This window comes from Bradyrhizobium sp. Ec3.3, assembly GCF_000472925.1.
In the GTDB taxonomy this organism is placed as follows: Bacteria; Pseudomonadota; Alphaproteobacteria; order Rhizobiales; family Xanthobacteraceae; genus Bradyrhizobium.
The window spans coordinates 54,661-72,176 of record NZ_AXAS01000014.1; the positions used below are offsets into that span (position 1 = coordinate 54,661).

General features: G+C 64.5%; 14 protein-coding genes. 6 read left to right on the forward strand and 8 right to left on the reverse strand.

The features are described from left to right. Window positions 1-19: 19 nt before the first annotated feature. Window positions 20-1,216 carry a Xaa-Pro peptidase family protein gene (locus YUU_RS0115880; protein WP_027523279.1) on the reverse strand — a complete coding sequence of 399 codons (1,197 nt, stop codon included), beginning with the start codon at window positions 1,214-1,216 and terminating at the stop codon, window positions 20-22. Between the two features lie 463 nt (window positions 1,217-1,679). Here YUU_RS0115880 and YUU_RS0115885 point away from each other — a divergent pair, with 463 nt between their 5' ends. The 5 genes from YUU_RS0115885 (at window position 1,680) to YUU_RS0115910 (ending at window position 8,214) form a co-directional block, all read left to right on the forward strand. After that, on the forward strand, window positions 1,680-2,699 hold the full coding sequence (locus tag YUU_RS0115885) for a TRAP transporter substrate-binding protein (RefSeq protein ID WP_027523280.1): 1,020 nt from the start codon (window positions 1,680-1,682) through the stop codon (window positions 2,697-2,699). A gap of 21 nt (window positions 2,700-2,720) precedes the next feature. Then, window positions 2,721-4,610, forward strand: a complete 1,890-nt coding sequence (locus tag YUU_RS0115890) for a TRAP transporter large permease subunit (protein ID WP_027523281.1) — start codon at window positions 2,721-2,723, stop codon at window positions 4,608-4,610. Between the two features lie 20 nt (window positions 4,611-4,630). Further along, complete coding sequence (locus tag YUU_RS0115895; RefSeq protein ID WP_027523282.1) at window positions 4,631-6,280, forward strand: acyl-CoA synthetase; 1,650 nt, start codon at window positions 4,631-4,633, stop codon at window positions 6,278-6,280. A gap of 224 nt (window positions 6,281-6,504) precedes the next feature. After that, window positions 6,505-7,890, forward strand: a complete 1,386-nt coding sequence (locus YUU_RS50970; RefSeq protein ID WP_198031763.1) for an autotransporter outer membrane beta-barrel domain-containing protein — start codon at window positions 6,505-6,507, stop codon at window positions 7,888-7,890. A 9-nt stretch (window positions 7,891-7,899) separates the two neighbouring features. Next, window positions 7,900-8,214 (forward strand): hypothetical protein, encoded by a 315-nt coding sequence (locus tag YUU_RS0115910; RefSeq protein WP_156944323.1) that lies wholly within the window; start codon window positions 7,900-7,902, stop codon window positions 8,212-8,214. Here YUU_RS0115910 and YUU_RS0115915 read toward each other — a convergent pair. From YUU_RS0115915 to YUU_RS0115940, 6 genes are read right to left on the reverse strand one after another with little or no spacing between them, the layout of a single operon-like run. Continuing rightward, complete coding sequence (locus tag YUU_RS0115915; RefSeq protein ID WP_027523284.1) at window positions 8,211-9,017, reverse strand: MBL fold metallo-hydrolase; 807 nt, start codon at window positions 9,015-9,017, stop codon at window positions 8,211-8,213. The genes YUU_RS0115910 and YUU_RS0115915 overlap by 4 nt on opposite strands. A gap of 14 nt (window positions 9,018-9,031) precedes the next feature. Continuing rightward, window positions 9,032-9,808, reverse strand: a complete 777-nt coding sequence (locus YUU_RS0115920; RefSeq protein WP_027523285.1) for a TatD family hydrolase — start codon at window positions 9,806-9,808, stop codon at window positions 9,032-9,034. A 10-nt stretch (window positions 9,809-9,818) separates the two neighbouring features. Next, window positions 9,819-11,816 (reverse strand): methionine--tRNA ligase, encoded by a 1,998-nt coding sequence (metG, locus tag YUU_RS0115925; RefSeq protein WP_084801460.1) that lies wholly within the window; start codon window positions 11,814-11,816, stop codon window positions 9,819-9,821. 40 nt (window positions 11,817-11,856) lie between these two features. Next, window positions 11,857-12,903 carry a DNA polymerase III subunit delta' gene (locus tag YUU_RS0115930; RefSeq protein WP_027523287.1) on the reverse strand — a complete coding sequence of 349 codons (1,047 nt, stop codon included), beginning with the start codon at window positions 12,901-12,903 and terminating at the stop codon, window positions 11,857-11,859. After that, window positions 12,900-13,586 (reverse strand): dTMP kinase, encoded by a 687-nt coding sequence (tmk, locus tag YUU_RS0115935; protein WP_027523288.1) that lies wholly within the window; start codon window positions 13,584-13,586, stop codon window positions 12,900-12,902. The genes YUU_RS0115930 and tmk overlap by 4 nt, the downstream gene beginning before the upstream one ends. A 2-nt stretch (window positions 13,587-13,588) precedes the next feature. Continuing rightward, window positions 13,589-14,848: a D-alanyl-D-alanine carboxypeptidase family protein gene (locus YUU_RS0115940; RefSeq protein WP_027523289.1), complete on the reverse strand. Its 1,260-nt coding sequence runs from the start codon at window positions 14,846-14,848 to the stop codon at window positions 13,589-13,591. A gap of 154 nt (window positions 14,849-15,002) precedes the next feature. On the opposite strand from YUU_RS0115940, the gene YUU_RS0115945 reads away from it, so the two are divergent. Then, entirely contained in the window at window positions 15,003-15,959 is a 957-nt protein-coding gene (locus YUU_RS0115945) for an alpha/beta fold hydrolase (protein ID WP_027523290.1), read from the forward strand. Here the strand turns inward: YUU_RS0115945 and YUU_RS0115950 are convergent. After that, entirely contained in the window at window positions 15,953-16,867 is a 915-nt protein-coding gene (locus YUU_RS0115950; protein ID WP_035662487.1) for a septal ring lytic transglycosylase RlpA family protein, read from the reverse strand. The two genes, YUU_RS0115945 and YUU_RS0115950, sit on opposite strands and share 7 nt — an antisense overlap. Window positions 16,868-17,516 lie beyond the last annotated feature (649 nt).

Genomic DNA, 17,516 nt, shown 5'->3' on the forward strand with positions numbered 1-17,516 from the left:
AGATATCGGAGCCACGCCGCTAAAGCGCGCTACCGCCGAGATTCCAACCGCGGCCGGCTTCGCCAAAGATCTCGTAGCCCGTCGGCGTCACCACGACGGTGTCCTCGAGCTTGATGAAGCCGCGCTTGGGATGCTTCATGGTGGTCTCGATCGACACCACCATGCCTGACTCCAGCGGCAGCCGTGCGTCGGGATCATCGTAGGGAACCGGACCCTCGGCGGTCAGGCGAGGGGCCTCGTGGCTGACGAGGCCCATGCCATGGGCCAGGAAATCGGTGCAGTCGCGCTGGCTGATTTTCGCGAGCTCTTGCTCGGCCGCAGCATAGATCGCACCGCCAAGCGCGCCCGGCCGCACGGCGGCAAAGGCGGCGCGCTGGACGGCCTCGATCTCGGCCAGCAGGTCCTTCAATTCACCATCCGGCTCGCCCAGCACGGCCATGCGGGCGAGGTCGCCGATATAGCCGTGATAATTGCCGCCGGAGTCGAGCGAGAGCACATCGCCTTGCTCCCAGCGCTGCGGCGACGGCGCCCGGTTGTGGCCGTTGCCGCAGGCAAGCAGGCAATATTCGAAGGTCAGCCCGCGCTGGGCCTCCGCGATGCGCAAGGCGTCGGACAGCTGCTGCTTGGTCGTACCCGGGCCATGCTTCGAAATCACCTCCAGCATGGACGCGATCACGAGCTCTGAGGCGGTCTTGAGCTTGGCAAGCTCGGTGTCCGACTTGACTGCACGCAGGCGCTCCAGCAGCAGGAGCGCGTCCCAGAGCTCGCCATCGGCTAGGGTGTCGGCCAGCGCATGCCCGGCGTCCATCGGCAGAAACGCCATCTCGACCCCAACCCGCTTCATCGGCACGCCAGCGTCCTTCAAGGCGTCGACGGCGCGCGTGACGGCATCGACCGAGCCGTTGGACTCGGTCTTGACCTGCGGCACCCATGGTGCCGCCACCGCGCGCTGATGGGTCTCCAGGCGGTGCCCGACATAGATGGCCTTCCCGGGCTCGCCTTTGGGATAGGCCAGGACCGGCAGGTACCGGCTGACGCCCAGCGCATCCATGTAGTCGAAGAAGATCGCGCGCTCGGCGCCCAAGAGGTACTGCACATTGTGCTTGGAGGTCGCGATCAGCACATCGAGGCCGGCGGCCTCCATGAGACGGTCGAGCTTGGCGGCATCGAATGGAATGGCCCGAGACTCAGGCCCGCGCGCGGCATGCTTCGGCATGATGAGACTCCCAGGAACAGCGGTCTTTGCCGCCTGTGAAGAGATTGGCCTTGGGCTTCGCTTGGAGAGTTAATTGTGAGCCGGGAGCGGGGTTCTGGGTAGCTGCGGAAATATCCGGCCTGATCTGCAAGCCCATATCCGTAATTCGCATAAGGTATATTATGGAATATTTTTATATCGAATTAGATCAGATATTTACACGGAATTCCTGACAGCACGCATTCGGTTGAGCTCCCAAATCGTCACAGCCGTTGAGCCTGGTGGCCGCTAACGGGCGCTACTTTGCATGGGGTTGTTTTGCCAGGTTTTGTGGTGAGCCCGCACCTCCGAAAGCCGATATTGCCGCGGCCCGGCTCCGCTGCAATAAGCGACACCTCGCGAGATCGCAGATGACCTCATGGCCTTCCGTCCGTATAGGTTTGCATCTCAGAACAACAACAAACCTTTTGGGAGCAAACCCCCGATGAGCTTTTCCCGACGCACGCTTCTCAAGGCCTCCGCCGCGACCGCCGTTGTTAGCGGTATCGGCGCACCCCATGTGGCGCGCGCCCAGACGGCCGAGTTTTCGTACAAATACGCCAATAACCTGCCGGACACCCATCCGCTGAACATCCGAGCCAAGGAGATGGCTGCGGCGATCAAGAGCGAGACCGGCGGCAAGTTCGACCTCCAGATCTTCCCGAACAACCAGCTCGGCTCCGACACCGACATGCTGAGCCAGATCCGCTCTGGTGGCGTCGAGTTCTTCACGCTGTCCGGCCTGATCCTTGCGACGCTGGTGCCAGCGGCCTCGATCAACGGCATCGGCTTCGCGTTTCCGGACTACGACACGGTCTGGAAGGCCATGGACGGCGATCTCGGTGCCCATGTCCGCGGCGAGATCAAGAAGGCCGGCCTCGAGGTCATGGACAAGATCTGGGATAACGGCTTCCGGCAGACCACGTCCTCGACCAGGCCGATCAACGGCCCCGACGATCTGAAGGGTTTCAAGATCCGCGTGCCCGTTTCGCCGCTCTGGACCTCGATGTTCAAGGCGTTCGACGCGGCGCCCGCCTCGATCAATTTCAGCGAGGTCTATTCGGCGCTCCAGACCAAGGTCGTCGAGGGCCAGGAGAACCCGCTGGCGATCATCTCGACCGCAAAACTCTACGAGGTGCAGAAGTACTGCTCGCTGACCAACCACATGTGGGACGGCTTCTGGTTCCTGGCGAACCGCCGCGCCTGGGAAAAGCTCCCTCATGACGTGCGCGACATCGTTGCCAAGAACATCAATGCCGCCGCCATCAAGGAACGCGCCGACACCGCCAAGCTCAATGCCAACCTTCAGCAGGAGCTGGCCGGCAAGGGCCTGACCTTCAACCAGCCGGCAACCGCGCCGTTCCGCGACAAGCTGCGCAGCGCCGGCTTCTATGCCGAATGGAAGGGCAAGTACGGCGATCAGGCCTGGGACCTCCTGGAAAAGGCCGTCGGCAAGCTGTCGTAACGCATCAAGATCAAGGCCGTCATGGCTCATATCGAGGTTCAGGTGACCGAGGTGGTGGGCGAGGTGACCGTGCAGTCCCCTCGCCGACCTTCGTTTCTGGCCTCGCTGGAGCGCCTGCTCGGCTTCATCGTCGAGATCCCGGCGGCGATCCTGGTCGTCGCCGAGATCGTCATCCTGTTCGCCGGCGTCGTCGCGCGTTACGGATTTCACCGGCCGCTGATCTGGTCGGACGAGCTCGCCTCCATCCTGTTCCTGTGGCTGGCGATGCTGGGCGCCGCGGTGGCGTTCCGCCGCTCCGAGCACATGCGCATGACGGCGATCGTCGCGAGCGCGCGCCCGGCGATGCGGGCCTATCTCGATCTCGTAGCGGTCTGCGCCGCGCTGGCGTTCCTCGTGATGATCGTCTGGCCGTCCTACGATTACGCCTATGAGGAAAGCTTCATCACCACGCCGGCGCTGCAGATCTCGAACATGTGGCGCGCCGCGGCGCTGCCGGTCGGCATCTGCCTGATGGCGGCGTTCGCAGTGCTGCGCCTGCTGCGCGCCGCCGACTATCGGACCGTGCTGACGGCCGCGCTGACCGTTGCCGTCGTCGTCGGTTCGTTCTGGCTCGCCGAGCCGTATTTGCGGCCGCTCGGCAATCTCAACCTGGTGATCTTCTTCGTCGGCGTCGCCGGCTTCTGCGTCTTTGCTGGCGTTCCCATTGCGTTCGGCTTTGGCCTTGCGATCTTTGGCTATCTCGCGTTGACCACGCGCACGCCCGTGATGGTGCTGGTCGGGCGGATGGACGAGGGCATGAGCCATCTGATCCTGCTCTCGGTGCCGCTGTTCGTGTTCCTTGGGTTGTTGATCGAAATGACCGGCATGGCCCGGGCCATGGTGGCCTTCCTGGCGAGCCTGCTCGGCCATGTCCGCGGTGGGCTGCATTACGTGCTGGTCGGCGCCATGTATCTGGTCTCCGGCATCTCCGGCGCCAAGGCAGCCGACATGGCCGCGGTCGCGCCGGTCCTGTTCCCCGAGATGAAGCAGCGCGGCGCCAGGCCCGGCGATCTCGTCGCCCTCCTCGCGGCCACCGGCGCGCAGACCGAAACCATTCCGCCGAGCCTCGTGCTCATTACCATTGGCTCGGTCACGGGCGTCTCGATCGCGGCCCTGTTCACCGGCGGCCTGCTGCCCGGCGTGGTGCTGGCGCTGACGCTCTGCATGCTGGTCTGGTGGCGCTACCGCCACGAGGACATGGGCCATGTCCGCCGCGCCACGGCTGGCGAGATCGGCAAGACCTTCGTCATTGCCCTGCCCGCGCTGGCCCTGCCCTTCGTGATCCGCTACGCGGTGGTCGAAGGCATTGCGACCGCCACCGAGGTCTCCACGATCGGCATCGTTTACGGCGTCCTGGTCGGCCTTTTGATCTACCGCCGCTTCGACTGGCGGCGGCTGTTTCCGATGCTGGTCGAGACTGCGGCGCTGTCCGGGGCGATCCTGCTGATCATCGGCACCGCCACCGGCATGGCGTGGGGCCTGACGCAATCCGGCTTCTCGCGCTCGCTCGCATCAGCCATGACCGGGCTGCCCGGCGGCTCGGCTTCCTTCATCGCGGTTTCGATCCTGGCCTTCACCATCCTCGGCAGCGTGCTGGAGGGCATTCCGGCCATCGTGCTGTTCGGGCCGCTTCTGTTTCCGATCGCGCGCGCCGTCGGTGTGCATGAGGTGCACTATGCCATGGTCATCATCCTCGCCATGGGCATCGGACTGTTCGCCCCGCCCTTCGGCGTCGGCTATTATGCCGCCTGCGCGATTGGACGCGTTGACCCCGCCGAAGGCATCAGGCCAATCTGGGGCTACCTGCTGGCGTTGCTGGTGGGATTGATTATCGTTGCGATCTTCCCGTGGATTTCGATCGGATTCCTTTGAAGAGTTGAGGGAGTGTGCCGATGAATAAGAGGCAGAACCACTACAATATCGGCCTGGACAAGACGCCCGCCAACTACGTGCCATTGAGCCCGTTGAGCTTCCTCGCGCGCAGCGCCGCCGTCTATCCCGACCATGTCAGCACCGTCTATGAAAGCCGCAGCTTCACCTGGGCCGAGACCTATGAGCGGTGCCGGCGCTTTGCATCGTACCTGGCAGGCAAGGGCATCGGCGTCAGCGACACCGTGGCAGCCATGCTGCCGAACGTACCTGCGATGAACGAGGTGCATTTCGCGGTCCCGATGACCGGCGCGGTGCTCAATGCTTTGAACATCCGCCTCGACGCGCCCTCGATCGCGTTCCAGCTTGATCACGGCGGGGCCAAGATCATCCTGGTCGATCCCGAGTTTGCCGGTGTCATCACCGATGCGCTGGCGCAGATGAAGGGTCCAAAGCCGTTTGTGATCGACGTCGACGACACTTCATTCAAGGGCGGACAGCGTATCGGCGAGATCGAGTATGAAGCAGCGGTCGCGCAGGGCGCCCCCGGCTTCAACGCGATCCCGCCGCAGGACGAATGGGACGCGATCGCGCTGAGCTACACCTCGGGCACCACGGGCAATCCCAAGGGCGTCGTCACCCATCATCGCGGCGCGTATCTCAACGCCGTCAGCAACATCCTCGCCGGCAATCTCGGCCAGCATCCGGTCTATCTCTGGACGCTGCCGATGTTCCATTGCAACGGCTGGTGCTTCCCCTGGACCATTGCCGCATCGGCCGGCATCAACGTCTGCCTGCGCAAGGTCGAGCCGACCAAGATCTTCGAGCTGATCAAGACGCACGGCGTCACGCACATGTGCGGCGCGCCGATCGTCTACAACACGCTGATCAACGCGCCCGATGCGCCCAAGGGAAATGCCGCGCGGCGCATCGTTGGCCTGATTGCGGGCGCGGCGCCGCCCGTCGCCGTGCTCGAAGGCGCCGAGAGCATCGGCATCAGGCTCACCCACGTCTACGGGCTCACCGAGGTCTATGGCCCCGCCTCCGTCTGCGCTGAGCAGCCGGGCTGGGATGAACTGTCCGCGCCTGAGCGCGCGCGTATGAAGCGCCGGCAGGGCGTGCCCTACCCGCTGGAGGAAGGCGTCACCGTCATCAATCCGCAGACCATGCAGGAGGTGCCGCGCGACGGCGAGACCATCGGCGAGGTCATGTTCCGCGGCAACATCGTGATGAAGGGCTATCTGAAGAACGAGAATGCCACCAAAGAGGCCTTCGAAGGCGGCTGGTTTCACACCGGCGATCTCGGTGTGCTCGACGAGCACGGCTACGTCATCATCAAGGACCGCTCCAAGGACATCATCATCTCCGGCGGCGAGAACATCTCCTCCCTCGAGGTCGAGGACATCCTTTACAAGCACCCGGCCGTGCTGTTCGCAGCCGTGGTGGCAAAACCCGACGCGAAATGGGGCGAGGTGCCCTGCGCCTTCGTCGAGCTGAAGGACGGCGCGAGCGCCAGCGAAGCCGACATCATCGCGTTCTGCCGCTCGCATATGTCGGGCTTCAAGACCCCGAAGGCCGTGGTGTTCGGGCCGATCCCGAAGACGTCCACGGGCAAGATCCAGAAATTCCTGCTGCGCAACCAGGTGGACTCGGCGAAGGCGATATCAGCCTGATTCGCCTGTTGCGTGCGATCGGGGCTCGGGTTCCCGTGAAAGTCCGGAAACGGCCGGAAAAGATTTGAAAAAAATCCCGGCCTGCCTACGGTTTCACAAGGTCGGATTCGCTGATTCCCGAACGAGGCGCTGCGCGATAGACGCGGCGGGCGACCGGCCCGGTGGGGCGCTTCATGCGATTTGTCTTGCGCACAGACGCATCTTTGCGTCGGGCGCTGCTATTGATGATCGGATTGCTTCCGGACATCGCGCACGCGCAAGGCCTGCCGGAGGCGCCTGTTAGCGCGCCTGCGACGGAGCAGGCTGCCGCTCCTGCATCGTCCCCGCAAACAACTCAGATGCCCGCAGGTCCCGCATCGCCGGCAACGCCCAATGCCGGCAGCGCTGCCATCGCCTCTCCGGCCACGCCCAACAGCGGCGCGGTCACCGGCGGCATGACCTCACCTCCCGTGGGCAGCAATCCAACCAGTCAGCCGAGCGTCGCTGCTGCAGCCATGTCGCCACCTTCGGGTATGAGTGCCGGCATCGGTCCGGCATCGCCACCGGGCCCATTGGCGCTGTCCCAGGCCGAGACCGCGCAAGCGACTTTCCTCGCGATGACGCAGTTCACGCAGACGCTGCTCGATCCCGCTATCGACGGTCGCGGCGCGGAAGCCTCGCCGGCGCTCGCTGACGAAGCGCTGGCGGCCTACGCCGCGATCCCGTCAGATCGAACGCGCGGTGGTGTCGGGCGCGAGGTCTATGAGGCCCTCTACGGCAAGATGCCCCTCACCGGCTCCTCGTACGCGCCGCATTGGAACGTCTGGGCTTCGGGAATCGGCGGCTCGCAAGTGGCAGGCAGCAGCGCCGCGCCGGGCCCGAGCTCATCGAGCCGGATTTTTGCAACCGTGGTCGGGGCCGATTACTCGCTGTCGCCGCAAACGCGGTTTGGCTTTGCCATGGCCGGCGGCGGCACCAATTTCGCCGGCAGCGCCGGCAGTGGTCGCTCCGATCTGTTTCAGGCCGGAACCTTCGTCAGGCATACGGTCGGGCAGGCCTATGTCGCCACGGCGGTTGCCTATGGCTGGCAAGCCATCACCAGCGATCATCCCGGCGTCGACCAGCTCAACGCGGCCTTCAACGCCAATGCTTATTCCGGCCGCATCGAGAGCGGCTATCGCTTCGCGATTCCCTGGCTCGGCGTGACCGCTTACGCCGCCGGACAGGTCATGGCCTTCAGCCTGCCGGCAAACGCATCCCAACCGGCCTTTGCTACGAACGCGTTTGCGGCGGCCTTCGGCAGCGATCGTGTCACCGACAGCCGCAGCGAACTGGGCTTGCGCACCAACGCGTCCTTCGCGCTTCAGGGCGGTGCGCTGAATTTGCGGACGCACCTCGCCTGGGCGCATGATTTCAGCGCCGCAAGCACGGTTGCACCGGCTTTCCAGGCGCTGCCCGGCCTCGGTTACGTCGCCAGCGGCGCGGCGCTGGCTCCGAACTCAGCGCTCGCGGGCGGGGCGATTGAATTGAAATGGCTGAACGGCTGGGCCGCAGCCGCAAGCTTCGACGGCGAATTCGCGAGCCAGGTGCGGTCCTATACCGGCAAGGCCGTCATGCGCTACGCCTGGTAGGACGACACCGTGAAGAAAATCGCTGTCCTTGCAATCGTTATACTTCTTTCCACTAGTATCGTTCTTATGGCCAAGCCACCAATGCCAGGAGAATGGCAGTTGCTGAGGAAGGGCGACCCTCTGGACGTGGTGAAGTCGAGAGTGCCCGATCTACAGCATTACGATGAGACCATGTTCACCTCGCAACGCGAGGTCGACCACTTTGGAATCGTGTTTTCATGGACAATGTACGTTCATTTTGACCGGACAGGGAAACTGGTGAGCATGGACGGTCGGAGCAGGAACGATTGGAGCGGCCTGCTCGATTCTCATTTCGAACTCTAAGGCGACGGCACGATCTCCAGCCGCATGCCGTCATAAGCCGGCACCACGCCCGCCGGCAGCGACTGCCTCACCACCTCGTAATCGACGTCAGCAGTCATGTTGGTGATGACAGCGCGCTTCGGCTTGAAGCGCTCGATCCAGGACAGCGCGTCATTGATGCTGAAATGGCTGACGTGGCCGGTGTAGCGCAGGCCATCGACGATCCAGAGATCGAGATTTTCCAGCGCGCCCCAGCTCTCGCGCGGAATGTCGTTGAGGTCGGGCGTGTAGGCGGCATCGCCAATGCGATAGCCGAGCGCGGGGATCTGGCCGTGTTGCACCAGGAAGGCCGTCATCTTCACCGCGCCGCCCTTCCCCAGGATGGTCTGGGTCTCGCCCGCCTCGATGGAATGCCGCGTCAGGATCGGCGGATAGTCGCTGCCCTCCGGCGAGATGAAGCAATAGGAGAACCGCGCCATGATGTCTTTGGCGGTCGACTGGTTGAAATAGGTCGGAATGCGCTTGCGCATGTGCAGCACGACCGAGCGCAGATCGTCCATGCCGTGGGTCTGATCGGCATGCTCGTGGGTCAGGAACACGGCGTCGATGTGGTCGACATTGGCGTCGATCAGCTGCTCGCGCAGGTCGGGCGAGGTGTCGATCACGATCCGCGTGGTGCCGTGCTCGCCGGCCTGCTCGACCAGCAGCGAACAGCGGCGGCGGCGGTTCTTTGGATTGTTGGGATCGCAGGCGCCCCAGCCGAGCGCCGGGCGCGGCACGCCGGCGGAGGAGCCGCAGCCCAGAATCGTCAGCGTCAGTGTCATGCGGCGTCCCTGGTTCAGGCCTTCACCCTGGAGAACAGGCGGAAGAAGTTTTCGGTGGTCTGGCGCGAGATCTCCTCAAGCGATACGCCGCACGTCTCGGCGAGCACCTTTGCCACCTCCACCACATAAGCCGGCTCGTTGCGCTTGCCGCGGAATTTGCCCGGCGCGAGATAGGGCGAATCCGTTTCCACGAGGATGCGGTCCGCCGGAAGCTCGGCCGCGAGCGCGCGCAATGCTTCCGACTTCTTGAAGGTCAGAATGCCTGTGAAGCCGATGTAGAGACCAAGCGAAATCGCCTTCAGAGCAAGCTCGCGTCCGCCCGTGTAACAATGCAGCACGGCGGCAAATGATCCTTTCGCGACTTCTTCCTCCAGGATGCGCCCGCAATCCTCGTCCGCCTCGCGGGTGTGGATCACAAGCGGCAGGCCGGTTGCGCGCGCCGCCGCGATATGGGCGCGAAAGCCCCTCGCCTGCGCCTCCGGCGAGCCGTTGTCGTAGAAGTAATCGAGCCCGGCTTCCCCAAGCGCAACCACCTTGGGATGCTTCGTCAGCGCGATCAGCTCGTCGGCGGAGACGCCGTCCTCCTCATCCGCATTGTGCGGATGGGTGCCGACCGAGCAATAGACGTTGTCGTAGCGCTCGGCGATGGCGATGAGCTGGTCGAGCTTGCGCACCCGCGTCGAGATCGTGACCATACGGCCAACGCCTGCGGCCGCGGCACGCGACACGATCCCGTCGAGATCGTCCGAGAAATCCGGAAAATCCAGATGGCAGTGACTGTCGACCAACATCGTCCGGGCCTTACGCCGCCGGCTCGACGTAGCGCGGGAACGCCGGCGTCGGCGCGGGCAGCGTCGAGCCGGGCGCGATCCGCTTCTCGCCGCCGAGCATCGCAAAGTTGCGCTCGCCTTCGGGGATGCCGAGGCTGTCGAGCAGCTTGCCTGATGCCGTCGGCATCGCGGGCTGGGTCAGGATCGCGATCTGGCGCACGACTTCGGCGGTCACGTACAGGACCGTTTTCTGCCGCGCCGGATCGGTCTTCGCCAGCGCCCAGGGCGCCTCGCCCGCGAAGTAGCGGTTGGCTTCGGCCACCACGGCCCACACCGCGTTGAGCCATTGATGGATCTGCTGCGTCGCCATCGCTTCACGCGCAAGCGCGATCATGCCATCTGCCTGCGCCAACATCGCCTTGTCGTTGTCGCTGAACTCGCCGGGCTCCGGCAGCACCCCACCGAGCTGCTTGGCGATCATCGACAGCGAACGCTGCGCGAGATTGCCGAGATCGTTGGCAAGATCGGCATTGATGCGCGCGACGATGGCCTCGTGGTTGTAGTTGCCGTCCTGGCCGTATGGCACCTCGCGCAGGAAGAAATAGCGCATCTGGTCGACGCCATACTGATCCGCGAGATTGAAGGGATCGACGACATTGCCGACCGACTTCGACATCTTCTCGCCCCTGTTGAACAGGAAGCCGTGCGCATAGACCCGCTTCGGCAAGGGAATGCCCGCCGACATCAGGAACGCCGGCCAGTAGACCGCGTGGAAGCGGATGATGTCCTTGCCGATGATGTGGACGTCCGCCGGCCAGCGGCCCCAGTTGGCGTCGCTCTCGTCGGGGAATCCGACGCCGGTGATGTAATTGGTCAGCGCATCGACCCAGACATACATCACATGCTCTTCGTCACCGGGCACTTTCACGCCCCAGTCGAAGGTGGTGCGCGAGATCGAAAGATCGCGCAGGCCGCTTCTGACGAAGCTCACCACCTCGTTCTTGCGCGCATCCGGGCCGATGAACTCGGGCTTCTCCTCATAGAGCTTCAGGAGCTTGTCCTGGTAGGCAGACAGCCGGAAGAAATAGCTCTTCTCCTCCACCCATTCGACCGGCGTGCCCTGCGGACCAAGCCGCACACCGTCATCGTTCAGGCGCGTCTCGTCCTCGGCGTAATACGCCTCGTCGCGCACCGAGTACCAGCCGGCATAGGTGTCGGCATAGATGTCGCCGTTATCAGCCATCCGCCGCCAGATCTCTTTGCTGGAGCGGTGATGCTGCTCTTCGGTGGTGCGGATGAAGCGATCGAACGAAACGTCGAGCCGCTCATCCATCTCCCTGAAGCGGTTGGCGTTGCGGGTCGCGAGCGCCGACGGCGTCAGCCCCTCGTTCTGCGCGGTCTGGACCATCTTCAGCCCGTGCTCGTCGGTGCCGGTCAGGAAGAACACGTCCTTGCCGTCGAGTCGCGCAAAGCGCGCGAGCACGTCCGCCGAGATCGCCTCGTAGGCGTGGCCGATATGGGGCTGGCCGTTGGGATAGGCGATCGCGGTCGTGATGTAAAAGGCGTTTTCGCGCGACGGCGCCGCCACCGGCTCTGCGGTCTGCGGAGCGACTTCTTTCTTAGCAGGCGCGCGCGGCGCTTTCGGCTTCGCAACCTTGGGAGGAGCCGCGACGGGGGCCGGCGCCGCGGGTGGCGCAGCCACCACTGTTGGCTTCACGACCTTCGCCGCTTTCCCGGCGGCCTTCTTGGCAACGACCTGCTTCTTAGCGCTCGTCTTGCCGGCCTTCTTCGCCGTCTTGGTCACGCGCGCTTTGGCCTTGGATTTGGACTTCTTCGCAGTCTTGGCGGCAACCTTCCTGGTCTTCTTGGCAGCTTTGGGCGTACGCGACCTGGCCGACCGCTTCGCGGCCTTCTTGGCTGTTTTCTTGGTCGATTTCTTGGCCGTTTTCTTGGCCGTTTTCTTGGCGGTCTTTTTCGCAGCCTTCTTGCCGCTCTTGCGTTTGACGGTTTTCTTAGCTCGCGTTGCCACCACGAATTCCTTTGCGGCTCTAAAAAATGGAAACCAGCGCCTAGCGCGTTGCGTCCGCGAGCCAGCCGAACACCGAAAAAACCAGCGGCTTGCGCTCCAGATTGTAGGTTTCGGTGTCGCGCGCGGCGCGGACGATCTTTTCCCATACCTCTGCAAGCCGTGCAAGGCGCGGCAGGTTCTGGTTGGCGCTCGCCTCATCCGCATGCAGCCGCTCGGCGATCCAGCGGTCGATGCCGTCGATGAAGGCCGCGAGAGCCACGCGATCGCTGGTGCCGAGCGAATCGCCGAGCGTGTGCAGCTCCTTTGGATCGACCTGCGGCAGACGCGCGAGCAGCGCCGCGGTACGCTGCTGAAGCTTCAGCGCATCGCCGCCGAGCAGCGTCAGCGCCCGCGCGACACTGCCCTCGGAAGCCTCTGCAGCCTCTCGCAGAGCCGGATCGCTCACGTCGAGCTCGGCGGCCACAGCCGCAGCACCGATCACGTCGTCGGTCGCAAGCGAGCGCAGGCGCAGCTTGCGGCAGCGCGACTGGATCGTCGCCAGCACCCGCGCCGGCGCGTGGCTGACCAGCAGGAACAGCGATTGCTGTGGCGGCTCCTCTAGGATCTTCAACAGCGCGTTCGCCGCGTTCGGATTGAGCTCATCGACGGTGTCAACGATGCAGACGCGCCAGCCTTCGGCAGCCGCCGTCGAGCCGAAGAATGCGATCGTCTCGCGCGTCTCGTCGACCGTGATGACCGTCCTCATCACGCCGCGGTCGTTCGCCGTGCGCTCCAGCGTCAACAGCCCGCCATGCGAGCCGGCGGCGACCTGACGCGCCACGGGATCGTTCGGATCGATCGACAGATCCTCGGCTCGCTGCACGGCGGGCGCGAGCGGATGGCCATGCGCGAGGACGAAGCGCGCCATCCGGTACGCCAGCGTCGCCTTGCCGACGCCTTGCGGTCCGCCAATCAGCCAGGCATGCGGAATGCGCCCGCTGCGATAGGCGGTGAGCAGTGCCGCTTCGGCTTCACGATGGCCGAACAGGCGGCTGGTCTCGCGCGGATGCGGGATCGCGGTCTCGCGCTCGGTCTGGCGAGGGCTCATGCGGACGCTGCCTTCGTCGGAGCGCTGAACACGCGATCGCGCAACGCCGCCCAGATTCGCGCGGCGACCGTGTCCGCATCGCCACTGGCGTCGATCAGCACGCAGCGTCCGGGATCGCCGGCTGCGATCTTGCGATAGGCCTCGCGCAGATCCTGATGGAATTTGAGGCTCTCGCCCTCGAAGCGATCCGGTGTGCCGCTGCCACGCCGCGCGGCCGCGCGCTGCAGACCAATCTCGACCGGCAGATCGAGGATGATCGTAACGTCCGGCTTGAGATCACCGATCGTAACCCGCTGCATCGCGTTGATGACGCCTTCAGGCACGCTGCCGAGGCTGCCCTGATAGGCTCGCGTCGAGTCGGCGAAGCGGTCGCACAGGACCCACGTGCCCTGGTTGAGTGCCGGCTCGATTACCGTGCGGACATGGTCGTCGCGGGCGGCCGCGAACAACAGTGTCTCGGCATCCGGCCCGAGCAGCTTGCCCATCCCAGACAGCACGAGATGGCGCATGATCTCGGCGCCGGGCGAGCCGCCGGGCTCGCGAGTGACGATGGTCTTCAGCTTGGTGGCGTCGAGCCGGTCGGCGAGCCGCTTGATCTGGGTCGACTTGCCCGAGCCCTCACCGCCTTCAAAGGTGATGAATCGCCCGCGCCCGGACGGCGGCTTCACTGCAATCTCGTTCATGGTCAGAGCTTCTCGGCGCCCGCGCGGAACATGCCGATCACGAGCTCGCTCGCGCCGTCGATCGCGCGCCGCATGGTTGAGCCGGTGCCGATCGCCTCCGCCGCATAGACCGGTGTCTCCACAGCGATTTGGCCGCTGCGCCAGACCCGCACCACGCCGACCGGCTGCCCCTCCCGGACCGGCGCGCGCACCGGACCGCTGTAGACGATGCGCGCGATCAGCTTGTCGCCGCCGTTCTTGTGCACCATCACCTTGACCGGATCCTTGGCGACAAGTTTCACCGAGCGGCTCTCGCCGCCGAACACCTTTGCATAGCCCACCGGCTGGTCGGCCGCGATCAGCGTCCGGGTCTCGAAGTTGCGAAAACCCCATTCCAGCATCTTCTTGGCTTCGGTGGCGCGATCCTCGGAGTCTTCAAGGCCGTTGACGACGACGATCAGCCGCGTGCCGTTCTGCACGGCCGAGCCGACCATCCCGTAGCCGCCCTCCTTGGTGAAGCCGGTCTTCAGCCCGTCGGCACCTTCCATGGCGTTGAGCAGCGGATTGCGGTTGGGCTGGCGGATCTTGTTCCAGGTGAACTCCTTCTCGCCGAACAGCTTGTAGAACTCCGGATAGTCCAGGATGACGTGGCGCGCGAGAATGCCGAGCTCGCGCACCGTCATCTTGTTGCCGGGGTCGGGCAACCCGTTCGAATTGGCGAAGGTCGATTTGGTCAGGCCGAGCTCGCGGGCGCGCTTGGTCATGAAATCGGTGGCGAAAAGGCGCTCGTTGCCCGCCATGCCTTCGGCGAGCGCGATGCAGGCGTCGTTACCGCTCTGGATGATCGCGCCATGCAGGAGATCGTCGACCGATACCTTGCTGTTGATCGCGGCGAACATGGTGGAACTGCCGGAGGGCGCACCGCCCTTCCGCCAAGCATTCTCGCTGATCCGGTATTCATCGGTCAGCTTGATGTCGCCCTTCTTCACTGCATTGAAGACGACCTCCGCGGTCATCAGCTTCATCATGCTGGAGGGGGCGCGCAGCTCGTCGGCATTCTTCTCGAACAGCACGCTGCCGCTGGACGCCTCGATCAGGATCGCGGTGGGCGCGTCGCCATCAAAGCCGGCTTCTTCCTTCTTGGCGCCCTGCACGCTCTGATTGGCGGCATAGAGCATGCCGCCCCAGCCGAGGCTCAGCGCCACGCCGGCGGCAACGAGCCCGCGCGCGAGCCACCCGGCGGCGAACCGGGATGGGCGGGTCGGAGGAAAGTGAAATGCCATGGCGAAGCCCTGAGAGCGGCGTTCTAACAGTTGGCCCCCGCGCAAACAACACGGGGAACCGGATCATCACCCGAAGATTGCACAGGTGGGCCGGGGTCCCTATCGTGGCGCCTCACGATTTCCGACCAAACCTCTGAAACAAGGCGGAAAAGCGATGTCCTCCTCCCGCGTGATCTCAGCCAACGGGATCGATCTTTTCGTCCGTGAGCAGGGCCAGGGGCCGCTCGTGATCCTCTGCCATGGTTGGCCGGAACTCTCCTACTCCTGGCGTCACCAGATCCCGGCGGTGGCGGCGGCCGGCTTTCGCGTCGTCGCTCCGGACATGCGGGGCTATGGCCGGACCACGGCACCATCGAATGTCACCGCCTACTCCATCTTCGACACGGTCGGTGACGTCGTTGCCCTGGTGCAGGCGCTTGGCGAGACCAAGGCCATGGTCATCGGCCACGACTGGGGCGCGCCGGTGGCTTGGCACGCGGCGCTGTTCCGGCCGGACATATTCACGGCGGTGGCGGGCTTGAGCGTTCCGCCGCCGTTCCGCGGCCGCGGCAAGCCGCTCGACCTGTTGCGTGAGAACGGCATCACCAATTTCTACTGGCAGTACTTTCAGACGCCCGGCGTCGCGGAGGCCGAGCTCGAGCGCGATGTCGCCCACACCATGCGCATCGTGCTGGGTGGGCGCGGGCTTTCCGATCCGACGGCGGCAATGTTCGTTCAAGACGACAAGGGCTTTCTCGGCCACGCGAGCGGCTCGGAGCCGCTGCCGAGCTGGCTGACCGAGGCAGACCTCGCCTATTTCACCGAGACCTATCGCAAGTCCGGCTTCCGCGGCGGCCTCAACTGGTACCGCAACATCGATCGCAATTGGGAGCTGACGGCGCCCTGGCAGGACGCGCAGATCCATCAGCCTTCGCTGTTCATCGCGGGCTCCAAGGATGCGGTGATCACCGGGCTGATCGGCGCCAAGCGCGTCAATGAGCTCGAGCGCGTGCTGCCTAATCTGAGGCGCAAGCTGATCATCGAGGGCGCCGGCCACTGGGTGCAGCAGGAGCGGCCCGACGAGGTCAATACGGCCCTGGTGACGTTCCTGAAGGAAAGTGCGACTCAGTAGAGCCCGCGGCCGCTCAGGATATTGCGCGCCTCTGACGCGCCGTCGTCGGAGACATAGGCGGCCGATGGCGCCGTGTCCGACGTATCGCGGCCGTCCTGGTCATAGGACACCGCGCGCGCATTCTGGAGCGCCCGGCCGCGATTGCGGCTCGAAGCCGACATTTCCGAGGTCGCGTTGATCGAAGCGACGTCGGCCGAAGTATTGCCGAGGCTGTATGGCCGCCCTTCCGGAAGCGGAACCTCGCCTCGGATCGCGCCATGGCTGGAAGCCGACAGCTCCGGAACGAATGGCCTAGCCGAGGCGACGCGGACCATCGAGGGGGTCGGCGCCGGAATGCCGGTGCGCAAGGTGGCCATCAGCTGGCGGTCGTCGGACCCCTCAAGGGGCGCCCGGCCGACATATTCGACGCGCACCTTGGCGACACCATTGCCTTTGAATTCAAGTAGTTCAGCCGCCTTGTTCGAGACGTCGATGAGGCGGTTGCCGTGATATGGCCCACGGTCGTTGACCCGGACGATAAGCGATTTGCCGTTGGAAAGGTTGGTCACCCGCGCATAGCACGGCATCGGCAAGGTCGGGTGCGCCGCGGTGAGCGAGCCCATGTCGAAGATTTCGCCATTGGCGGTCAGGCGGCCGTGGAAGTCGTCGCCGTACCAGGAAGCCAGGCCCTCGGCGCGGTAGTTGGCGTCCTCCTCCGGCACATACGTCTTGCCGGCCACCACATAGGGCTTGCCGACGCGGTAGGTGCCGCCGCCCTTGGGCACGGGATCGCCCCAGGCCACCACGCGCGGGCTGGAGGACACGCCGTATTTCGGATCGACGTGGCTGGCGAATTTGCCCGATGAGGCACAGTTGGCAAGCGCGAGGCAGGTCGCGGCAGCCGCAACACCACGCGCGGCCCGCACCATCGAATCTGACCGTCGGATCCCCATTCGCCCCAATACCATCTCGCCGGACGCGTGCCCACAAGGAGGCCTTCTGCCGGTCTTTGCCCGAAGCGGCCCACCACCGGTTCGGAAGTGGTGACGATAACGCAACGCGATCACGGCGGAAATGGGGAGCGCGCGACTCTCGCGCCGAGATGGTAAACCAGAGGTTGGCGCTCTCTCCGTTGATCTACGGAGCATCGGCGCGCGAAGCGCCCTATTCCCGTCCTAGTCCTGGACAAACTGTTGCGCCAAATCCTCACTGCTTCCCGATTGCAACTGCGCACACTGGAATCCTTTTGACTGTGCAAGGCGGTACGCGTTTTGTCGCGTGTGCGAGGGGCGCAACGGAAGTTTGCGATGATTGAGACGGTTTCAGCACTGATGGGTCTGGTAAGCGCGGGGATTTTTCTGGCCCATGCGTTCGAAGGATACCGCACGAGGGCATAGTGCCTCGCGCGGAAGCATCACCTCTTTCAATTTGAGCGCGTTCGGAAACTTTTAATCAATCCGGTCGAGCATCGAGCAAGAGAGCGGCAGGTGTCCTATGCGCAATCATGATCTGGTGTCGGACGGCTTTCTGGCGTTGACGGCAGGCGGCTTGGTTCTGCTCTGCTCGAGTCTGATGGCC

Bases quoted from the DNA above. Each gene is read 5' to 3' on its own strand.
- YUU_RS0115880 (WP_027523279.1), bottom strand. From the start codon at position 1,216: ATGCCGAAGCATGCCGCGCGCGGGCCTGAGTCTCGGGCCATTCCATTC.
- YUU_RS0115885 (WP_027523280.1), top strand. From the start codon at position 1,680: ATGAGCTTTTCCCGACGCACGCTTCTCAAGGCCTCCGCCGCGACCGCC.
- YUU_RS0115890 (WP_027523281.1), top strand. From the start codon at position 2,721: ATGGCTCATATCGAGGTTCAGGTGACCGAGGTGGTGGGCGAGGTGACC.
- YUU_RS0115895 (WP_027523282.1), top strand. From the start codon at position 4,631: ATGAATAAGAGGCAGAACCACTACAATATCGGCCTGGACAAGACGCCC.
- YUU_RS50970 (WP_198031763.1), top strand. From the start codon at position 6,505: ATGATCGGATTGCTTCCGGACATCGCGCACGCGCAAGGCCTGCCGGAG.
- YUU_RS0115915 (WP_027523284.1), bottom strand. From the start codon at position 9,017: ATGACACTGACGCTGACGATTCTGGGCTGCGGCTCCTCCGCCGGCGTG.
- YUU_RS0115920 (WP_027523285.1), bottom strand. From the start codon at position 9,808: ATGTTGGTCGACAGTCACTGCCATCTGGATTTTCCGGATTTCTCGGAC.
- YUU_RS0115930 (WP_027523287.1), bottom strand. From the start codon at position 12,903: ATGAGCCCTCGCCAGACCGAGCGCGAGACCGCGATCCCGCATCCGCGC.
- tmk (WP_027523288.1), bottom strand. From the start codon at position 13,586: ATGAACGAGATTGCAGTGAAGCCGCCGTCCGGGCGCGGGCGATTCATC.
- YUU_RS0115940 (WP_027523289.1), bottom strand. From the start codon at position 14,848: ATGGCATTTCACTTTCCTCCGACCCGCCCATCCCGGTTCGCCGCCGGG.
- YUU_RS0115945 (WP_027523290.1), top strand. From the start codon at position 15,003: ATGTCCTCCTCCCGCGTGATCTCAGCCAACGGGATCGATCTTTTCGTC.
- YUU_RS0115950 (WP_035662487.1), bottom strand. From the start codon at position 16,867: ATGGTGCGGGCCGCGCGTGGTGTTGCGGCTGCCGCGACCTGCCTCGCG.